This window comes from Chryseobacterium scophthalmum, from assembly GCF_900143185.1.
GTDB lineage: Bacteria > Bacteroidota > Bacteroidia > Flavobacteriales > Weeksellaceae > Chryseobacterium > Chryseobacterium scophthalmum.
Window position 1 is genome coordinate 541,227 of the sequence record NZ_FSRQ01000001.1, and the last position, 18,569, is coordinate 559,795.

Consider the following 18,569-nt stretch of genomic DNA (forward strand, 5'->3'; position numbering starts at 1 on the left):
TTTATATGCAAACTGAAGGCAAAAATACAGAATTGGTTTTGATCGGTGGATCTGCAGGAAGTCTGCAGGTTATTTTGGAAATGATTAAAAACATCAATGAGAAATTAAACTTTCCCATCATATTGGTGCTACACAGAAAAGCACAATCAACCAATATTTTGCAGACTTTACTTCAACAGTTTATTTCAACTGAAGTGGTAGAGATTGATGATAAAACGGATATTAAAAAAAATAAAATTTATATCGTTCCCGCAGATTATCATCTTTTATTTGAAAACAAAAAAACGATGTCTCTGGACAGTTCTGAGAAGATGAATTATTCGAGGCCGTCAATTGATGTCACTTTTAAGTCTGCTGCAGAAGTTTACGGAAAAACTTTGGTCGGGATTTTGCTTTCAGGAGCCAATGCAGACGGAGTAGAAGGTTTGTCTTATATTAAAAAAAATAACGGCAAAGTCTGGATTCAGAATCCGGAAACAGCCGAGGTAAATTATATGCCAAAACACGCTGTGGAAGAAGTAAAATATGATCTGCTCATCACACCAGATAATCTGGCAGATTATATCAATGAATTATAAAAAATAAACTAATTAAAGCTAAATAAAGAATATGAGTAAGAAGAAAATTTTGATTTTTGATGATGATAAAACCATTCTGGAAGTGATTACGATCATTTTTGAAGAAAACGGTTATCAGGTCGAAATTTCAGAAACATCTCATGATATTATCGAAAAGGTTTCAAGTTTCAAACCTGATGTAATTCTCATGGATAACTGGATTCCCAGAATTGGTGGAGTAGAGGCAACAAAGCTTTTAAAGAGTCATGAAGAATTTAAATCGATTCCGGTAATTTATGTAACGGCAAATAATGATATAGTTGCTTTGGCGAAAGAAGCTCACGCAGATGATTACGTTGCAAAACCTTTTAATCTTGAAGATTTGGAAGATAAAGTTGCGATGTTTTTACAGGAAAAAGCTTAGAATAATTTCTCAAAAAATATAAATCCCCTTCATTTACTGAAAGGGATTTTCTTTTTATACTACATTTCTCATTTGATTCTGATCTGAATTCGGCAACTTTCGGGGTTGCTCTTCATTATTGATATCACTGATTAAAGCTGATAAAAATTCTTTAATTTCCGGTTGTGATAAAATCTTATCCGAAAAAGTGGGAGCTATAATTGTTTTCTTTGAAACGAGATTTTCTGTAAAAATAAACTCGTCTTTCAAATCAATGTGACTGCCAAACTGCTGTTGTATGTTTAAAGCTAAATAGTATTCTATTGTATCTTTATTTTGTTCTGTAATTTCCATCTCTTAGGTGTTTTTACTATTAGTATAATAATTTCTATGCCATACAGAGTTTTTATAAATAATTAACAGTTTTTATTTCAAATCAGCCTGTTATCTATTTACAAATCTGCTTTACTTCAGTACGTGAAACACCTATGTCTACTGCTAAAATTGTTTGTTTGTTAAAAAAAGAACTGCAAATAATTTAAATATAAAAAAACGGACAGTGAATTGCTCACCATCCGTTCCCAATGATAAAATAAACTACTTCTTATTTTCCACCACCGCTATTTTTCTCAACATCGGTTTTGGTATTTTCTTTTACTTTCTGGTTTCCGAATCTTTTTACAAATGTTAATGAAAACCCATACCAATCAGATTTCGATGAATTTCTGAATGTACCGATTTGGCTAAATGAAGTCGAATCGAAATTTGGTCTTCCGAATATATTCATCAACTGCAAGCTAAATTCCATCTGAGTTTTTGGGAAAATTTTTGTTGCCGAAATATTATGAAAAATATTTGTTTTGTTGGCATAAGAATTTCCATTATTCTGATTTGAAATTTCTACCCATGCACTCAAATTAATGTTTTTATTAAAAAGATTGGTGTACGTTAAGTTGGTAGAACCAGCCCAATAACTTAAATAACTATCTCCTTTTAATTCGTTTTTTGCATTAAAATCGCTGTTGTCGATATAATTCCAACCGAAACTCATATTTACACTTAATTTATTTTTTAAGAAAGATTGATTGGTATTGGCATATAAAAAATATTTGTGAACATTTCCGGTAAAATTACTTTCCTGCGAAATGGTTTTTTTGTCCTCCGGTTTTGCTCCGTTTTCTATGACATAATCAGTCCAATAGTCCTGATCGGTAAAGGTATATCTTGCGGAAAGAAAGTACTTTTTGAGAAAGCCAAATTTCATATAAATTCGATCACTAGGATTCGGATTCAAATCCATATTTCCTCGGGTGTACAATCCATCGTTTCGGGGCAATAAAAATGGATTAAACTCAGAATACCAAGGTCGCCAAAGATTTCTGTTATAGGTTAAACTTAAATCATATTTGTCTGAGAAAGAATATTTAAGCAATAAATTGGGTAAGAAACTTCCATAGGAATCTTTTCTTGAAGTTCCTGCAATATCCTGCCCGATTTTATAATCAATGTACTCATAACGAATACCAATTCTTGTTTCTAATTTTTTGAAAAAAGTTTTAGAGAAATTGGCGTATAATGAATTGATATTGTCTTCATACCGGAATGTGTCGTTCTTACTCAGTCCATTTGGTAATATTCCATACAATGAATTGGGAATAACATTATTATTAAAATTCATCTTACCACCGACTTCAAATGTTCCTCCCGATTTCCCTAAAGATTGAGTGTAATCTATTTTTAAATAATAATTTCGGTTTTCAACATCAGTTAATACTCCGATTTCGTCTACAGAAGTTGCACCTGTTTTGGTTAAAGTATTTTTAAGGTAATAGCTATTATCAGATTCTGCATCATAGTTTGTTCCTAAACTAACGTCTAGAATTCTGTTTTTTTCTTTGTCATAATATTTATAAAAAATATTCGTTCCAAAAGTCGGATTAGAAGAAGATGAAGTTTGATTTTGAATATACGAACGTTCAAAATTATCATTCTGGTTAATAATTGCATTGGTTTCAGAGCTGTTGCTTCTTATTCCTTTATAAAATTCAAAAATGGCTCCTATACTATTTTTATCATTAATTTCATACTCAGAAGTTGAAGAAATAGAAGGGTTTTTACCTTTGTAAATAATATCATTATCAATTTTTGTTACCTCATTATTTTCGTACAAAGTATTCAATAATGAGTTTTTTTGCACCCATACATTGTCGCTGTAACTTCCTACGAGTGTTTGTGTAAATTTTTTCTTATGATAATTAAGATTAAGATTAGTATACTGAGAATTTTGTGTGTTTTGTCTGTTGTTAAATGTTACGCTTCCTTTCAGTCCTTCATCATCACGTTTTTTCAGAACAATATTGATGACCGATCCCGATGCTTCATATCTTGAAGACGGGCTTGTGATAACCTCTATTTTCATCAGATTATCTGCAGGCATTGTCTGTAAATATTCTTTTAGTTCTTTTCCTGTAAAAACAGATTTTCTGTCGTTGATATAAACAGTTACAGATTCACCTTCTGCCTTTAAAGCATCATTGTTATCAATGCTTACCAAGGGCGTCATTCGTAAGACATCCCAAGTCGTATTTCCTGCAAGAATAGAGCTGTTTGCTACGTTAAAAACTGTACGATCAACCTTAGATTCTACCGTTGGTTTTCTGGCAACAAAAGTGACTTCTTCTATTTCATTTACTTTTTTTGATTCTATGGTATCTTTCGCAGCTTGTGAAAAAGCGAGTGTTCCTATTAATAAAGCAACTGGTGCTAATATCTTTTTCATTAAAGGTTATATATTTAATTATAAGACACCGATAGGGGAATATTCGTTACATTTAAAATGTGTTAATTTATGTTAACGTTAATTTATTGACGTAAACTCTTTAAAAATCAATTCAATAAAAAAGCTATTTTGATCATTCAAAATAGCTTTTTATATAAAAATTAATGTTTTTTACAATAAATTGAGTTTAAAATAGATCTCATTTTTATTGGATCACGATACTTTTTTTCCTCACGGTATGTGCTGAAAAATAGCCTAAAGCACCATTGCTGATGTTACTTGGCGGATTACTTGGTGTAATTCCTCCACCTGCGCCGCCTCCGGAAAGTTGAAGCAATGCTGAGTAAAAAGTGTAAACATTGTTGTCGATACACTGCATTTCTACATGAATGGTATCGCCTACAACCACTTTTACATCATCAGGTTTATCGCCTTCATCGTTTGGAAGTATTAAAGGTCTTTGATTAGGAATTCCATTATTAATATTATCAGAAAACTCTGAAAAATATCTTTTTGGCTTATAATTTACAGTATAGCTGAATAAATAGCGGTTCCCTAAAGCTTGGGGATCTGTGAATATAGGTAAAAGTGTATAGCTGGTTTCACCACCTACCATAAAAGAATCCTGTTCCAAACCTTCAAAATCAACAGCTTCAGGCATTTTACTTTTTGCAAAATATTCTTTTCCTTCTGCTATTATTTGTAAAGTGTAAGTATGGCCTGGGATTCCTTCAATAAAATTAGTTTTGTAAAATCCATTACCCACATATTGTAAAACCTCAGATTGTCCAAAATCATCACTTATATTCACAAATGAAGCTTCTACTGGTGGATATTCATTTTCTTGAGTAAAAGCCACAGATTTTGTAATTTTCACATAATATGGGCCATCCTGGTCGGTTATGTTTCCTTCTATTACGATAGTTCCGCTTTGGTCCTCCAGATCGAGATCAATTTCTTTTTCACAAGAGGTTACCAAAAAGAAGGATAATATGATTAAAAATATATTTTTCATAAATTAAAGAGAAGTTAGAAATTAGATCTTAGAGATTAGTTGAACACTAAAATTTTAAATCTAAAATATATTGTTAAATTACTATAAATTAAAATTTGAAATTATAAGTAATGTTCGGGACCCAACGGAATAATGATGTCTGCATGGCTCTTGTTGTCCCTGGTTTGTCAGGATTGTCTTCAAACGTAATGGTGTAAGCATTTTGTCTTCCGTAGACATTGTAAATTCCGAAGGACCAAGAACCTTTAAAACGTTTGTTGGATCCTGGTTCATACGTTGCACTCAGATCCATTCTGTGATAAGCGGGCATTCTGTCTGCATTTCTGCTGCTGTACTGGAAAACAGTTTGTCCGTTCAGTTCGTATTTTCCGGTTGGGAAAGTCACTGCATTTCCTGTGCTGTAAAGGAATAATCCTGAGAAAGACCATTTCGGATTGAGCTGATATGTTGCTACAATAGAAAGATCATGTGTTTTGTCTTGTCTTGCATCATACCATTCGTTATCGTTGATTCCGTTGATTTTTCTTTCAGTTTTAGATAAAGTATAAGAAATCCATCCGGTCAGTTTTCCGCTTTTCTTTTTGGCAATTAATTCTAAACCGTAAGCTCTACCTTTTCCGAATAGCAATTCACTTTCAACATCTGCTGCAGTATCGAAAGAAATTTGCGCTCCGTTTTTATAATCAATTTGATTTTGCATTGATTTGTAATAAATCTCAGCATTCAATTCATAATTATTATTGTTGAAGTTTCGACTGTAACCTGCACTGATTTGGTCTGCAATTTCAGGTTTTACGGTATAGCTGCTTCCAATCCACTGATCGGTTGGGTTTCCGCTTCCGCTGTTGCTTAATAAATGTAAATTTTGAGTGTTTCTGGAATAACCTCCTTTGATACTGCTTACTTCATTAATTCTGTAATTTGCTGTAATTCTCGGCTCAATATTGACATACGTTTTCCCGAATTTTCCTTTTTCTAAATATTCAGAATCTGTTAATACTCCATTTTCATAAGTGTTAAAAGTATCACCTCCTAAAACAGAGAACATTGCCAATCTTGCTCCGTAATTAATCGTCAGCTTTTCTGTCGCTTTAAAATCATCATTGATGTAGACTGCATTTTCCCAAGAATATCTCGGATTTCTCGGAAAACTGCTTACACTTGTTCCCGAAGCGCTACTTGGAGTAATTGTATGATAAATAGATTGTAAACCAAATTTAACAGAATGCTTATTTCCTGCAAACCAAGAAAAATCCTGCTTCAAATTCCAGTCTTCAATTTCAGAATCCAATCCGAAAGTATTGTTGTTGCTGCTTAAGCTTACATTATAATTGTAGTTGCTGTAAATAAATGAAGTATTGGAAAATAATTTACTGTTGATAATACTGTTCCAGCGTAGAGTAGCGGTTGTATTTCCCCAATCTGTCGAAAAAGTATCGCCCAAACCTAAAACATCTCTTCCAAAATATCCAGATAGATATAAACGGTTATTATCATTGATTTGATAATTGGCTTTTAGATTTAAATCATAAAAATACAGTTTACTGTCTTTAAAATCGTCTGTTGCTTTCAGAAAAACATCTGCATACGTTCGTCTTCCCGAAACAATGAATGAAGATTTTTCCTTTTGAATAGGTCCTTCTACACTCAAACGGCTGCTTATTAAACCAATTCCTCCGTTGACGTTGTAATCTTTGTTGTTTCCGTCTTTCATTTTTACATCCAAAACAGACGAAAGTCTGCCTCCATATTGAGCCGGACTATTTCCTTTGATGATGCTTACATCTTTCAATGCATCACTATTAAATGTACTGAAAAACCCAAGCAAATGCGAAGCATTGTAAACTGCTGCTTCATCCAATAAGATCAAATTTTGATCTGTTGCGCCACCTCTCACAGAGAATCCGCTGCTTCCTTCACCGTTGCTTTTAATTCCGGGCAAAAGCTGAATGGTTTTCATCACATCTTTTTCACCAAACAAAACAGGAAGTTTATCAATTTGTTTAATGCTTAAAGTTTCGGTTCCCATTTGTGCTGATGAAAGATTTTTGTCTTTTTTAACACCGGAAATTATAACCTCGTCAATTTTGGCTGTTCTTTCATCATTGTCCTGATTCAGCTGAAGATTAAGTTTAATATCGTCTTCAACATTAATAACCTGTTGAAAATCTTTAAACCCAAGATTGGAAACCACCAATGTATAAGAACCTTTAGGAAGTGAAAGAGAGTAAAATCCGTATTCGTTGGCTACAACTGATATGGTAGGGTCTTCTGCAACTTTTACGATAACCCCGAGAAGTAATTCTCCATTTTTATGATCCTTGACGGTACCGCTTACCGAGTACTTTTGCTGGGCAAAAACGACCGAACTAAAGCAGACCGCAGCAATTGTTGTTGCCGCTCTTAATGATGTTTTCTGTATCAATTTTTTTAGTTTATTTTTTTATAGAAGTATAAGCTTAAAGTTTCTGATCATTAAAAAAAATCAAGTGTTTAAAATTTAAACACCTGTTATTTACTCATCGATTTGAGAAATATAAGCTTACATTTGCCTAAACAACGGGGTTACGATTATTTTATTGTCCGGCTAATATTAAAAATTCCTTAAGTTCCCATTTCTATATCATCCCAATCAGAATCTTTGTTGATGAGCCATTCCAAAGCCTTTCTTCTTTCGTAGACAATGCCTTCGTTTATTTTAGCTTCTACACCTTTAATTCTCTCATCAACACAATACCAATGAAAACGGTAATATAGATCAAGCATATTGTAAACTTCATCATCAGTTCTCAGTTCTTTTAACTGGCTGATTTTTTCATTAGTTTCATTTTCTTCAAGATCAGGTAAAAAAGTTGCCATATTTTCGCCACACCACTCGGTTTCATCAAGATTTGGAACTGTTTTTGTTGCCCACATTAATGCCCAAAGTCCTTCAAGATACCAACGTAGAGAATTGATTTCGTAATCACTTAATTCATCATTATCTTTAAGCAGAATCTCGTTTTCCCAATTAGAAAGATGTGAAGTCAGATCATGCTTTTCAATCCATTTTCTGATGAAAGTTATGGGTGCTTCAAATGAAATATTAATCAAAGCATTCATTACAGACATTCTACCTTTTATTTCGTCTAAACTTCTCATATTAGGATCTTCCAAAACCGGAAGCCACGAATTAAATCTGTAATTTTTATCGGCTATGATTTGATTATTAAATTCTCTTACTTTAATCTTTTGTTCTTCAGTCATTATTTAGAATTTGATAGTTGAAATTATTTAAAGATAATAAAATCTCTAAAATTAGATTTTGATTATTTTTTTAAATTTAATTCCATTTGAATATTGCAGCGTTTGTAAGGCGTTTGATGACCCACAATCTTTTCAAAACCCATTTTATGATATAAATTAATGGCTGGTTTCAGAATAGTATTGCTTTCTAAATATATTTTTGATGCTTCCAATTGTTTCGCAGAATCTATAATCGCCTGTCCCAAAAGCCAACCCAGATTTTTACCCTGAGCTTTTGGTGAAACAGCCATTTTTGCCATTTCAAAATCATAATTTTGGTCATTCATTTTTATTAAAGCGCAAACTCCTAAAGGTTCGTTCTTATAAAGAGCGACAAATATTTTTCCGCCTTTATCCAGAATATATTCTTTGGGATTGTCTAATGCTTTATAATCGGCCTCTTCCATTTCAAAAAAAGTAGAAATCCATTCTTCATTCAAAGCTTTGAAAGCTGATTGATATTTGGGTTCGTATTCTACAATTTTAACATCTTTACTTTCACGCAGCTTTTTTTGATCTTTCACTCTTTTTAATAAAGATTTTTGTTCCAGTAAAAACTCCCATTCTGCCAATGCTTCCCAAAGATTGTTAGTCGCTTCACTGATGATCTCATCAATCGCCACATCAATATCGGCGCATTGTTCTTCAATCATTTTCTTGGCTAATGAAATTCCTTCAGTTGTAAGACCAACAACGTTTCTTCGTTTGTCATTGGAGTTAAGTTTGTCATTAACCAAGCCTGCCTTGGCCATCTCTTTGATGATCTTTGTAACAGAAGGTTGCGAATGCCCGATTTCTTTAGCAATTTCGGTAATGGTTATTTCTTCTGTTTCAGAGAGAACAAAGAAAACGGGGAACCATTTTGGAGAAAAGCCTTCAATATTATACAGTTCATAAATTTGAGCTGCATCTTCAGTAACTTTGCTTGTCAGCAATCTTAATCTGCTTCCTAAAGCCATTTTTCCTGTACGGTTAAATATTTCCATAATTAATTACATAACTGATTATGCAAAATTATATAAATGATTTTAAATGGCAAAATTTATGTTTCATTATAAAATAAATATTCCTGAGTAGATAGTAAACTTAAGAACATGAAATGGTATTTTAAAGTTTGAATTTCTTAACTTTATCAAATGAAAGAGAAGATTATCAGAGTAATTTCAGAATTTAATAGTGAACTGAAGCTTCAGGGATTTAAGGCATTTCAAATTGAAAATGACAGCAATGACACACGTACCTACAGCCGAAAAGAGTTCTATAAAATATGTCTTACCACCGGAAAAAGCAAGATTCATTATTCTGATAAAACCTTTGAGCAGGAAGGTACAATTCTATTTTTTGGTAATCCGCATATCCCTTATTCTTGGGAAACTATTTCTACAACATATGTGGGATATACAATTCTTTTCTCTGCTGAATTTTTTAAGAATTCAGAGCGTTCGGAGAGCTTACAGCAGTCTTCTTTTTTTAAAATTGGCGGAACCCCGGTTTTAAAAATTACATCTGAGCAAAGAGATTTTCTCAATACTATTTTTCATAAAATGATTACCGAACAAGAAAGTGATTATGTGTATAAAGATGAATTAATTAGAAATTATATCAGTCTTATTATTCATGAATCTCTCAAGATGGAACCCTCTGAAAATTACGAACAAAATAAAAATGCGTCTTCAAGATTATCTTCAGTTTTTCTGGAGTTACTGGAAAGACAATTTCCAATTGAAACAACAGCAAATCCTCTTCAGCTAAAAACAGCGCAAGATTATGCTCAGCATTTGAATGTACATATAAATTATCTAAATCGTGCTGTAAAAGAGATAACCGGAAAATCAACAACAAATCATATTACAGAGCGCATCATCACAGAAGCCAAAGCACTTTTGCAACACACAGATTGGAGTGTTTCAGAAATTGCTTACTCTCTCGGATTTGAATATCCAACTTACTTCAACAACTTTTTTAAAAAACAAACAGGAACTAATCCCAAGTCTTTTCGATTAACTGAGGTTTGAAATTCTTATTTTTTGGTTTGATAATCTTTAACGGCTTATTTCTAAGCCGTAATACCTTTGTATTCTATTATCAAAACAATTTAAGATGCCTAATTCACAAAATACTTCCACTTCCATTCTGCCCCGACTAGATATTTTTGAAAGATTATTGAGGGGAGAAACGATCTTACCCAATGATCCGGAAATGCCCCGATTAAGAGATGAATCTTTTGCAGTCAAAAAATTACTTATAGAAATGAATAACTCATCAAATTCTGATGAGATTACAAAACTGTTGAGTGAAATTTTAAATCAGGAAGTTCAAAATGTCGCAGTATTTATGCCACTCTATATCAATTACGGTAAGAATATCAATATTGGTAAAAATGTATTCATCAATTTCGACTGTACTTTTCTTGCATTAGGCGGAATAACGATTGAAGATGATGTATTGATAGGTCCGAAAGTGAGTCTTATTACTGAAAACCATCCATTAGATCCGAAATTAAGAAACGGACTAATTGGCAAACCTATTCATATTAAAAAAAATGTGTGGATCGGCGCAAATGTCACTGTTTTACCAGGAGTTACAATTGGTGAGAATGCTGTAATTGCGGCCGGAGCCGTGGTTTCCAAAGATGTTCCAGACAATGTGGTTGCTGGTGGAATTCCTGCAAAAATCATCAAAAAAATTGAGAATGAAATTATTTAAATTTAATCATAAAATATTATTGCTATCTGCATTCATAGTGATAACAATAGTCTCGTGTAATAACAAAAATCAAGAAAAAATGGATCAAGAAAATACCGCAGCACTCTTTCCGAAAGGCGACCAATTACCCAAAGAATGGTTTACCGGAAATGCATTTTTATCACCTTTGGTAAGTAAAGATAAAAATAATGAATTTTCTGCAGGCGCAGTAACGTTTGAAATTAGAGCAAGAACCAATTGGCATACGCATCCGAAAGGTCAGGTTTTGATTGTAACGGAAGGTTCCGGCTTTTATCAGGAAAAAGGGAAACAGCCACAAATCATCAAAAAAGGGGACATTATAAATATTCCTGAAAATGTTGAGCATTGGCACGGTGCATCTGCTAAGACGGCAATGACGCATATTGCTATCACCAACTTTAAAGAAGATGTACAGGTAACGTGGTTAAAACCTGTGACAGATGAAGAATTTAATGAAGCTAATCATGAAAAATAAAATGAAGAAACTCACCTTAATTTTTGCGACAATAATATTGTCTTTAAGCCAATTTTCGGCTCAAACCAAACAAAAGTCATTAGATAAAAGCTCAAAGAAAATGAATACAACAGAACATTATACTTTCAAGCTCAGTAATAAAGTAATCAGAACCTCAGTAACTTTCAAAAACCGATACGGAATTACATTGAGCGGAGATCTATATCTTCCAAAAAACGTGGGAAATGAAAAATTAGCGGCATTGGCAATTAGTGGTCCATTTGGTGCGGTAAAAGAGCAATCATCAGGTTTGTACGCCAACGAAATGGCCGAAAGAGGTTTTGCAGTCATCGCTTTTGACCCATCTTATACAGGAGAAAGTAGTGGTGAGCCAAGAAATTTAGCATCACCTGAAATCAATACAGAAGATTTTAGTGCAGCGGTTGACTTTCTGGGTCTTCAAAAGAATGTAGACAGAAATAGGGTAGGAATTATCGGTATTTGTGGTTTTGGTGGTTTTGCACTTAATGCAACAGCGGCAGATAAACGAGTGAAAGCTGTTGCTACAACAAGTTTGTATGATATGACACGAGTAATGTCGAAAGGTTATAATGATTCTGTAACACCAAAACAGCGCAATCAGACTTTGGAAGATTTGAACCAACAACGATGGAAAGATGCTGAAAACGGAAAACCAGCCAAAGGTACAAGAAATTTACCCGAAACTTTGAAAGGTGACGAGCCGCAATTTGTAAAAGAATATTTTGATTATTACAGAACACCTCGTGGTTTTCATGCCAATTCGCTTAATTCTAATGGAGCGTGGTTGATTACCAATCCGCTGTCGTTTATGAATATGCCGATATTAATGTATGTGAAAGAAATTTCGCCAAGACCTATGCTTTTGATTGCGGGTGAAAATGCCCATTCAAGGTATTTCAGTGAAGATATTTATAAATCTGCAGCTGAGCCGAAAGAGCTAATGATTATTCCTAATGCGGTACATGTTGACTTGTATGATAAAGTAGATGTTATTCCTTTTGATAAACTGGAAAGTTTCTTTAAAACAAATCTGAAATAATCATTTTTTAGAAAATATTTAAAAAGGTTTATTTGTAAATTAATGTGCAAATAACCCTTTTTATTTAAAGTCTGTGATAACTTTCCAAAGTTATCACAAGTTTTTAATTATAATCTGTTTGAAGTTTCATTAACTTTATTTTCTTTATAACTCGATTTTTCAAGCTTGCCAAAATTATATTTTACAGCAACCGAAACTGTAGGTGTATTTCCATAGAAATTTCCTGTAGAACTAATTTTATCATACGTCATACTTTGAATATAATTCATCTGTTTAAAAAGGTCATTATATCTAAACGTAAAATCAAAATCAGACAGAGACTTGGTGATTCCGAAATTAACAACACAAACGGCATTATTATCATATAAACCTTCTGTACGTTTGGTGATGTAATATCCATCCATCAACAACGAAAAGTTTTTAGCGATTTTCAACGTATTATTGGTATAAATATAAAGATATGGAGTCGATCTTTTAACGAAGGCTAAACTGTCTTCTGTCTTACCATAATTGACAGACATACTGTTCTGTGAAGACCAAATTTTCCATTCAAAAGGAACGTCTACACCGAGACTTGCGCCAATTTCTTTTTCAAAATTGATCAGTGTAAATTTTGAAATATTTTTTGCATCGTCATAAACCAAAGTATAACCCATCGGATTTTTACTGGTGTAAACTGATGCATTAAGCGACCATTTTTTTAAACTTGTAGTAAAAGATAGAGTATTGGTATAAGTCGGTATTAAATTCGAATTTCCTTCATATTCTATGTACGGACTTCCGTATAATCCTCCTGAAGAGAGATTGCCGTAACCAGGTCTTGAGATTGTTTTTCTGAAATTTAAAGTATAAACATAATCTTTATTTTGTTGAAAAGAAATTTCTGCATTCGGAAACCAGTCTACAGCATTTCGGGAAAGAGTAGTGTCTTTCAAAATATTATCAAAACCTTTGGCAGAAGTGGTTTCCATGCGAATTCCTGCCTTAAAATTCCATTTGTTTTTTTCAGCATTTACATTGACATATGATCCTGTATTGCTTTCTTTAAAGAGGTAATTAAAAAATTCTGGAACTTTTATGGAAGCATAATTAGTAACATTATCAGTAGTAGTTTCTGCTTTTGTAAAGCTTGTACCCAATTCTAATTTATAATTTTCATTGAGTTTTTTTTCAAAATCAATTCTTCCAGAATAAACATCACCGGAATATAATTGTCTTCGGAATTGACTGAATTCATACCCGGAATCATCAATATTATTTAGAAACTCGTAGTCAACGTTGCGGCTTTCTCTTGTATATTGAAATCCTGTGAAAATATTGGCGTCCCAATCTGCCAATTTTTTATTATAATTAAAAACCGAGTTAATCGATGCCCGTTTATTATCCTGATGATTTAAGGTGAGTATATTTGAAGAAACTCCATTTTCAGTGTATTTTGTATGGGTATTGTTATCACCTTTATCCGGGCGGAAATTACCGTTGAAAGACAAAGTAAGATAATCTCCGTCATTACTTAATTCCTGATACAAACTTGCTCCGAAAATAGTTTGTGGGCGATTGGTAATAGAAACGATGGTATAATCTGAAGAAATATTTTTGCTTGGAACAGTATAGTTATAACCGTTACTTTCCCAATGTTGAACAGCATTGAATGCAGCATTGATTTTCCATTCTGTTTTATTTTTTTTCTGTTGAAAATTAGCATTAAAATAATTACTGAATCTTTTTTGAAAGGTTGCCGTTTCAGATAATGATAGTTTAGAGCCGTCTTTTTTGCTCTTTTTTAAATTGATTTTAATCACTGCTTTACCTTCAGATTCATACTTTACAGACGGATTTCTGATAATTTCAACAGATTTTATATCTTCCACGGAAATTCCGGACAAAGTAGAAAAATCTACCCGTTGATTATCAACATACAATAAAGGATTTCCTTTACCGACAACAGAAACACCTTCGCCATTGGCATCGAGTGTTACAAATGGTAATTTAGTTAATAATTCTGAAGAAGTAGCCACTTTATTTAAAGGTGAATCTGTAATATCTAATGTGATATTTCCGTTTTCTACACTGAATTTCTTCTTCTCACGGGTGATGGTTATCGCTTCAATATCTTTTATTTTCGGGTGATAAATTATATTAAAATTTTCATCGCGATTCAGTAAGAATGGTTTTTCTTTTTGTTCCGTTTCGCCGGAAGAGATTTGAAGATAATAGGTATTTGATCTCAGATCATTAAATTCAAACTTAGACTCTTTTGTTATAATCGTTTTAATGAGTTGATTTTCGTTGTCATATAAATAGATCTCAATTGGTGTACTCAAATTAGTGTTATTACTATTTGAAACAGTTCCGTTAATATTAAATTTTTGCTGCGCAGAAAAAAATAAAAAATTGAAAATGAATAATAAGAAGGTTTGGTATTTAGTCATTCGAGTGTGGGTTATATTCTTATTAACAATCATAATGATTAAAGTATTACATCAGTAAATATAAATGACGAATATTTTTAGAAATATAAAACGTTTTACATACTAGAAAAGGTTTTCAATGGCTCGATTTTAGATAATAATCAAATATTAGTGCAAAATTCGTACGTATAATCACAAAATAATTCAGCCATGCAAAGGTTTAAAAATATAATTTTGAAAATTCTGAAATGGATAGGAATTTCCATTGCTTCCATTCTTTTTTTGATGTTCATCATTCCGATTTTATTCCCGGGAAAAGTTTCTGAGCAGGTAAAATTGTTTGCTAATAAGCATCTTGCAGGTAAACTTGACTATAAAAAAACGCATCTTACTTTTTTTAGGCATTTTCCTTCATTGACGGTTTCAGTTGATGATTTTTTATTGAAAGGTTCAAAACCTTTTCAGAATGACACTTTGCTTGCAGCAAAAGAAGTGGCAGTCGGGATTAATCTTAAAAATTTAATTTTTGATGGTGAAGTGAAAATTGATGAAATCTATGTTACAGACGCTTATGCGAATGTTTTCGTTAACACAAAAGGTGAAGCAAACTATAATGTATATGTTTCAAAACCTTCAGAAAAACCAAAAGATACAACAAGTACAGGAGCTTCAATAAAGCTTGATTTAATTAAACTAAGAAACTGGAATATCAAATATAACGATCACGCTGCAAGAGTTTTGGTTGATGCTAAAGGACTAAATTACACTGGAAAAGGAGGGTTAAGTGAAGATATTTTTGACCTTGAAACCGATTTGGATATTGATAAATTAGATTTCAGTTTAAACAGAATTTATTACGCCAAACAAAAAACTTTACACGCAGATTTAATTACCAGAATCAATACCAATGCGTTGACTTTTGTGTTGAGAAAAAATGAATTGAGAATTAATGATCTTCCATTAAAATTTACAGGTTTTGTAAGTATTCTAAAGGATGGTTACAATCTCGACATCAATGCGGCATCTGAGAAAACCACGATTCGGGATATGATTTCTGTACTTCCACCACAATATTTAGATTGGGCAAAAGACACCAAAATTGAAGGGAAAAGTGATTTGTTTTTCAGTCTGAAAGGCAGATTTAGCGAGCCGCAAAATCAAAAACCAAGATTAAAAGCACGATTAATGCTAAAAGATGGTTTTGTTTCCAATGGAAAAGCTCCGGTTCCGATGAACAATTTTAATATGGATCTTAATGTAGATTTACCCGATTTAAATACTGAAAAATTGGGACTTGACCTGAAAAATCTAAACTTCGATCTCGGTCCGAACAATAATTTCAAAGCCGTTGTAAAAACAAAAGGTTTAGACGAAATGCAGATTAATGCAGATGTAAAAGGTGCGGTGAATTTACAGACTTTAAGTCAGGCTTTAGGTTTAAAAGATATTGATGCGAGAGGTTTGATGGATACGAATATTAAAGCCAATGGAGTTTTTAGTTTAGATAAAAAATTATTCCCGAAAACGAATGGTTATCTCAATCTTAAAAATGGATGGCTGAAAACAAAATATTATCCAAATCCGATTCAGAATATCAATATTGTTGCAAATATTATCAATACAGACGGTACTTTTAAAAGTTTAGGGGTGAAGCTCGATCCTTTTAAATTTGATTTTGAAGGAAATCCTGTTTTCGTAAATGCCGATCTTCAGAATTTTGAAGATGTTCTGTATAAAGTTCGTGCAAAAGGAACTTTGAATGTAGGACGAATTTATAAAGTTTTTGCTAAAAAAGGTTTAGATGTAAGCGGATTAATTATGGCAGATTTGTCTCTGAACGGCCGACAAAGTTATGCAACAACCGGTCAGTACAGCAGATTAGACAATCGTGGGAATTTAATTTTAAAGAATATAAAAGCCACGACAGAATATCTTCCGAAATCATTTTACATTAAAGAAGGAAACTTCGAGTTTGAGAATGAAAAAATGTGGTTCAGAAAGTTTTTTGCAAACTACGGAAAATCTGATTTTGCTTTAAACGGCTATCTTTTAAACACAATCAATTATTTTATTGAAAGAAAAGGCACGCTTCACGGGAAATTTAAGTTAAAATCGAGATACATTCTCATTGATGAATTTATGGCATTGAAAGACGGTGATAATTCAAAAAAATCAATTGAAGTTGATTATGCAAAAGTTGAAAACCCAAAGAGCAGTGGCGTCGTGATTATCCCAAAAAACCTGGATGTTTCGTTGGAAGCAGATGCGAAAAATGTTGAGTTTAAAGGTTTGAATCTTAATAATCTTTTCGGCTTGGCTTCTGTCAATAAAGGTGAAGTTTTTCTTAAAAATACTTCATTTGATGTTGTAGGAAGCAGAATGAAAATAGATGCGCGTTATCAGGATGAGTCTCCATTGACAGCGAATTATGATATTGCTTTGAATGTTTTAGATTTTGATGTTCAAAGAGCGTATAATGAAATTGATATGGTTCGTGAAATGGCAACCGCAGCTAAAAATGTGAAAGGAATTGTTTCTTTGGATTATAAATTAAAAGGAGATTTTGATAAAAATATGACCCCGATTTATCCGTCCTTAGAAGGCGGAGGAGTGGTGAATCTTCGTGACGTAGAAGTGAAAAATCTTAAAATGCTTTCTGCAGTTGGAGATAATATTGGAGCAAAAGCTTTCAATAATCCCGATATGAAAGGAGTGAATATTGAAACGCACATCAAAAATAATCTGATTCACGTTGATAAATTTACTTTTAAAGTTTCGATTTTAAGACCTACCATCAGTGGAACAACCAGCTTTAATGGCTTGCTTGATTTGAGAGTTCGTGTCGGAATTCTTCCGGGAGGATTGATTGGTTTCCCAATTGTTGTTACCGGAACTCACGAAAAACCTCAGGTAAAAATATTCAGTAAAAAAGGGCAGGGAATTGTTGATGCTTTGTATAATGAAAAATCAAACAAAGTAATTCGTGAAGAAAGACGTGCCGAGAAAAAAACAAAAAGACAGCAACGAAAAGAAAAAGAAGCTCAGGAGCAGAAAGCTAAAAATGCTGAAAAACAAGTAAGCAAAGATTTAAAAGAAAAATAAAAATAATCGTTTATTTCAAAAGAAAAGAGGGATTCCTATTTTAGAAATTCCTCTTTTTCTTTTAGTTTTTAAAGATGATTTTTAAATGTCCTTCCGACGAAGGAGAAATCTCTTTATTCGTGAGATTCTTCATTCCACTTCGCTGCATTCAGAATGACAGTTGCGTAGTCAAATCAGTCGTCAATTCCTTTTCCGTCGAGAATATTTTGATAATATTTTTCAATTCGTGTTTCGCGGGTTTTTGATTGTTTCGCCTGATTAAAATAGAATAAATATCCTTTTTGTCTTCCCGGACTTAAAGCATAAAATGATTCATTTAAAGTTTTGTCTTCATCCAAAGCTCTTTGGAATTCTTCAGGAACAGGATATTCCGATGCCTTTTTCAATTCTACTTTTTGTCCTGACTGTTCTATTTTTACAGCTTCCTGAATGTATTTTTTGATAATTGCTCGCTGTTTTTCTACTTCCTCAATATTTTTAAATCTGATTTGTCTTGCCGATTGTACATTTTCAGTCTGCTGAATTAAAATATGATCAGGGTCTTTCATTAATGCTCCTTTATGAAAAAGTAAGGCAAAATATTCTTTAAAACCATGAATGAGCACCACGTTTTTTCCCTCTAATGTGTAGCAAGGATGCATCCATTTATAATCTTCTTCCAGAGAATCAATCTCAGAAATGATTTCCCGCAACAAATAGAATTCTTCTTTCCATTTTTTGGCTTTTTCAAAAAATTGTTCGGCTTGTAGATTCAT

At 32.7% G+C, this 18,569-nt stretch carries 15 protein-coding genes; 7 read left to right on the top strand and 8 right to left on the bottom strand.

All coding sequences use genetic code 11. The features are described from left to right. Nucleotides 1–5 precede the first annotated feature (5 nt). Together BUR17_RS02370 and BUR17_RS02375 are read left to right on the top strand one after the other, a co-directional pair. Nucleotides 6–578, top strand: a complete 573-nt coding sequence (locus tag BUR17_RS02370) for a chemotaxis protein CheB (RefSeq protein ID WP_074228447.1) — start codon at nucleotides 6–8, stop codon at nucleotides 576–578. A 31-nt stretch (nucleotides 579–609) separates the two neighbouring features. Then, nucleotides 610–981, top strand: coding sequence for a response regulator (locus tag BUR17_RS02375; protein ID WP_074228449.1), 372 nt, complete (start codon nucleotides 610–612; stop codon nucleotides 979–981). A 54-nt stretch (nucleotides 982–1,035) separates the two neighbouring features. Here the strand turns inward: BUR17_RS02375 and BUR17_RS02380 are convergent, their stop codons facing one another. From BUR17_RS02380 to BUR17_RS02405, 6 genes are all read right to left on the bottom strand, one after another. Beyond that, nucleotides 1,036–1,314: a hypothetical protein gene (locus tag BUR17_RS02380; RefSeq protein WP_074228451.1), complete on the bottom strand. Its 279-nt coding sequence runs from the start codon at nucleotides 1,312–1,314 to the stop codon at nucleotides 1,036–1,038. A 250-nt stretch (nucleotides 1,315–1,564) separates the two neighbouring features. Continuing rightward, entirely contained in the window at nucleotides 1,565–3,739 is a 2,175-nt protein-coding gene (locus tag BUR17_RS02385) for an outer membrane beta-barrel protein (RefSeq protein WP_074228453.1), read from the bottom strand. Nucleotides 3,740–3,944: 205 nt separating this feature from the next. Then, nucleotides 3,945–4,754, bottom strand: coding sequence for a DUF4249 domain-containing protein (locus BUR17_RS02390; RefSeq protein WP_074228455.1), 810 nt, complete (start codon nucleotides 4,752–4,754; stop codon nucleotides 3,945–3,947). Nucleotides 4,755–4,842: 88 nt separating this feature from the next. Then, on the bottom strand, nucleotides 4,843–7,179 hold the full coding sequence (locus BUR17_RS02395; protein ID WP_228418583.1) for a TonB-dependent receptor: 2,337 nt from the start codon (nucleotides 7,177–7,179) through the stop codon (nucleotides 4,843–4,845). A 179-nt stretch (nucleotides 7,180–7,358) separates the two neighbouring features. After that, a complete protein-coding gene (locus BUR17_RS02400; RefSeq protein ID WP_074228457.1) occupies nucleotides 7,359–8,000 on the bottom strand; it encodes a DUF4272 domain-containing protein in 642 nt (213 codons plus the stop codon). A gap of 62 nt (nucleotides 8,001–8,062) precedes the next feature. After that, nucleotides 8,063–9,025, bottom strand: a complete 963-nt coding sequence (locus tag BUR17_RS02405; RefSeq protein ID WP_074228459.1) for a bifunctional helix-turn-helix transcriptional regulator/GNAT family N-acetyltransferase — start codon at nucleotides 9,023–9,025, stop codon at nucleotides 8,063–8,065. A 150-nt stretch (nucleotides 9,026–9,175) separates the two neighbouring features. Between BUR17_RS02405 and BUR17_RS02410 the strand changes: the two genes are divergently transcribed. The 4 genes from BUR17_RS02410 (at nucleotide 9,176) to BUR17_RS02425 (ending at nucleotide 12,301) form a co-directional block, all read left to right on the top strand. Continuing rightward, nucleotides 9,176–10,054 (top strand): helix-turn-helix domain-containing protein, encoded by an 879-nt coding sequence (locus BUR17_RS02410; protein ID WP_074228460.1) that lies wholly within the window; start codon nucleotides 9,176–9,178, stop codon nucleotides 10,052–10,054. An 85-nt stretch (nucleotides 10,055–10,139) separates the two neighbouring features. Further along, the gene (locus tag BUR17_RS02415; protein ID WP_074228462.1) at nucleotides 10,140–10,745 is read left to right on the top strand and encodes a sugar O-acetyltransferase; all 606 of its coding nucleotides are present in this window, start codon (nucleotides 10,140–10,142) and stop codon (nucleotides 10,743–10,745) included. A 79-nt stretch (nucleotides 10,746–10,824) separates the two neighbouring features. After that, entirely contained in the window at nucleotides 10,825–11,241 is a 417-nt protein-coding gene (locus BUR17_RS02420; protein ID WP_074230196.1) for a (R)-mandelonitrile lyase, read from the top strand. Between the two features lies 1 nt (nucleotide 11,242). Continuing rightward, nucleotides 11,243–12,301, top strand: a complete 1,059-nt coding sequence (locus BUR17_RS02425) for an alpha/beta hydrolase (protein ID WP_074230195.1) — start codon at nucleotides 11,243–11,245, stop codon at nucleotides 12,299–12,301. Between the two features lie 107 nt (nucleotides 12,302–12,408). Here the strand turns inward: BUR17_RS02425 and BUR17_RS02430 are convergent, their stop codons facing one another. After that, nucleotides 12,409–14,625, bottom strand: a complete 2,217-nt coding sequence (locus BUR17_RS02430; protein WP_159437581.1) for an outer membrane beta-barrel family protein — start codon at nucleotides 14,623–14,625, stop codon at nucleotides 12,409–12,411. A gap of 321 nt (nucleotides 14,626–14,946) precedes the next feature. Between BUR17_RS02430 and BUR17_RS02435 the strand changes: the two genes are divergently transcribed. After that, nucleotides 14,947–17,814, top strand: coding sequence for an AsmA-like C-terminal region-containing protein (locus tag BUR17_RS02435; RefSeq protein ID WP_228418585.1), 2,868 nt, complete (start codon nucleotides 14,947–14,949; stop codon nucleotides 17,812–17,814). 173 nt (nucleotides 17,815–17,987) lie between these two features. Here the strand turns inward: BUR17_RS02435 and BUR17_RS02440 are convergent, their stop codons facing one another. After that, a complete protein-coding gene (locus BUR17_RS02440) occupies nucleotides 17,988–18,569 on the bottom strand; it encodes a YdeI/OmpD-associated family protein (RefSeq protein WP_074228468.1) in 582 nt (193 codons plus the stop codon).

Bases quoted from the DNA above. Each gene is read 5' to 3' on its own strand.
- BUR17_RS02370 (WP_074228447.1), top strand. From the start codon at position 6: ATGCAAACTGAAGGCAAAAATACAGAATTGGTTTTGATCGGTGGATCT.
- BUR17_RS02375 (WP_074228449.1), top strand. From the start codon at position 610: ATGAGTAAGAAGAAAATTTTGATTTTTGATGATGATAAAACCATTCTG.
- BUR17_RS02380 (WP_074228451.1), bottom strand. From the start codon at position 1,314: ATGGAAATTACAGAACAAAATAAAGATACAATAGAATACTATTTAGCT.
- BUR17_RS02385 (WP_074228453.1), bottom strand. From the start codon at position 3,739: ATGAAAAAGATATTAGCACCAGTTGCTTTATTAATAGGAACACTCGCT.
- BUR17_RS02390 (WP_074228455.1), bottom strand. From the start codon at position 4,754: ATGAAAAATATATTTTTAATCATATTATCCTTCTTTTTGGTAACCTCT.
- BUR17_RS02400 (WP_074228457.1), bottom strand. From the start codon at position 8,000: ATGACTGAAGAACAAAAGATTAAAGTAAGAGAATTTAATAATCAAATC.
- BUR17_RS02405 (WP_074228459.1), bottom strand. From the start codon at position 9,025: ATGGAAATATTTAACCGTACAGGAAAAATGGCTTTAGGAAGCAGATTA.
- BUR17_RS02410 (WP_074228460.1), top strand. From the start codon at position 9,176: ATGAAAGAGAAGATTATCAGAGTAATTTCAGAATTTAATAGTGAACTG.
- BUR17_RS02415 (WP_074228462.1), top strand. From the start codon at position 10,140: ATGCCTAATTCACAAAATACTTCCACTTCCATTCTGCCCCGACTAGAT.
- BUR17_RS02420 (WP_074230196.1), top strand. From the start codon at position 10,825: ATGGATCAAGAAAATACCGCAGCACTCTTTCCGAAAGGCGACCAATTA.
- BUR17_RS02425 (WP_074230195.1), top strand. From the start codon at position 11,243: ATGAAGAAACTCACCTTAATTTTTGCGACAATAATATTGTCTTTAAGC.
- BUR17_RS02440 (WP_074228468.1), bottom strand. From the start codon at position 18,569: ATGAATCTACAAGCCGAACAATTTTTTGAAAAAGCCAAAAAATGGAAA.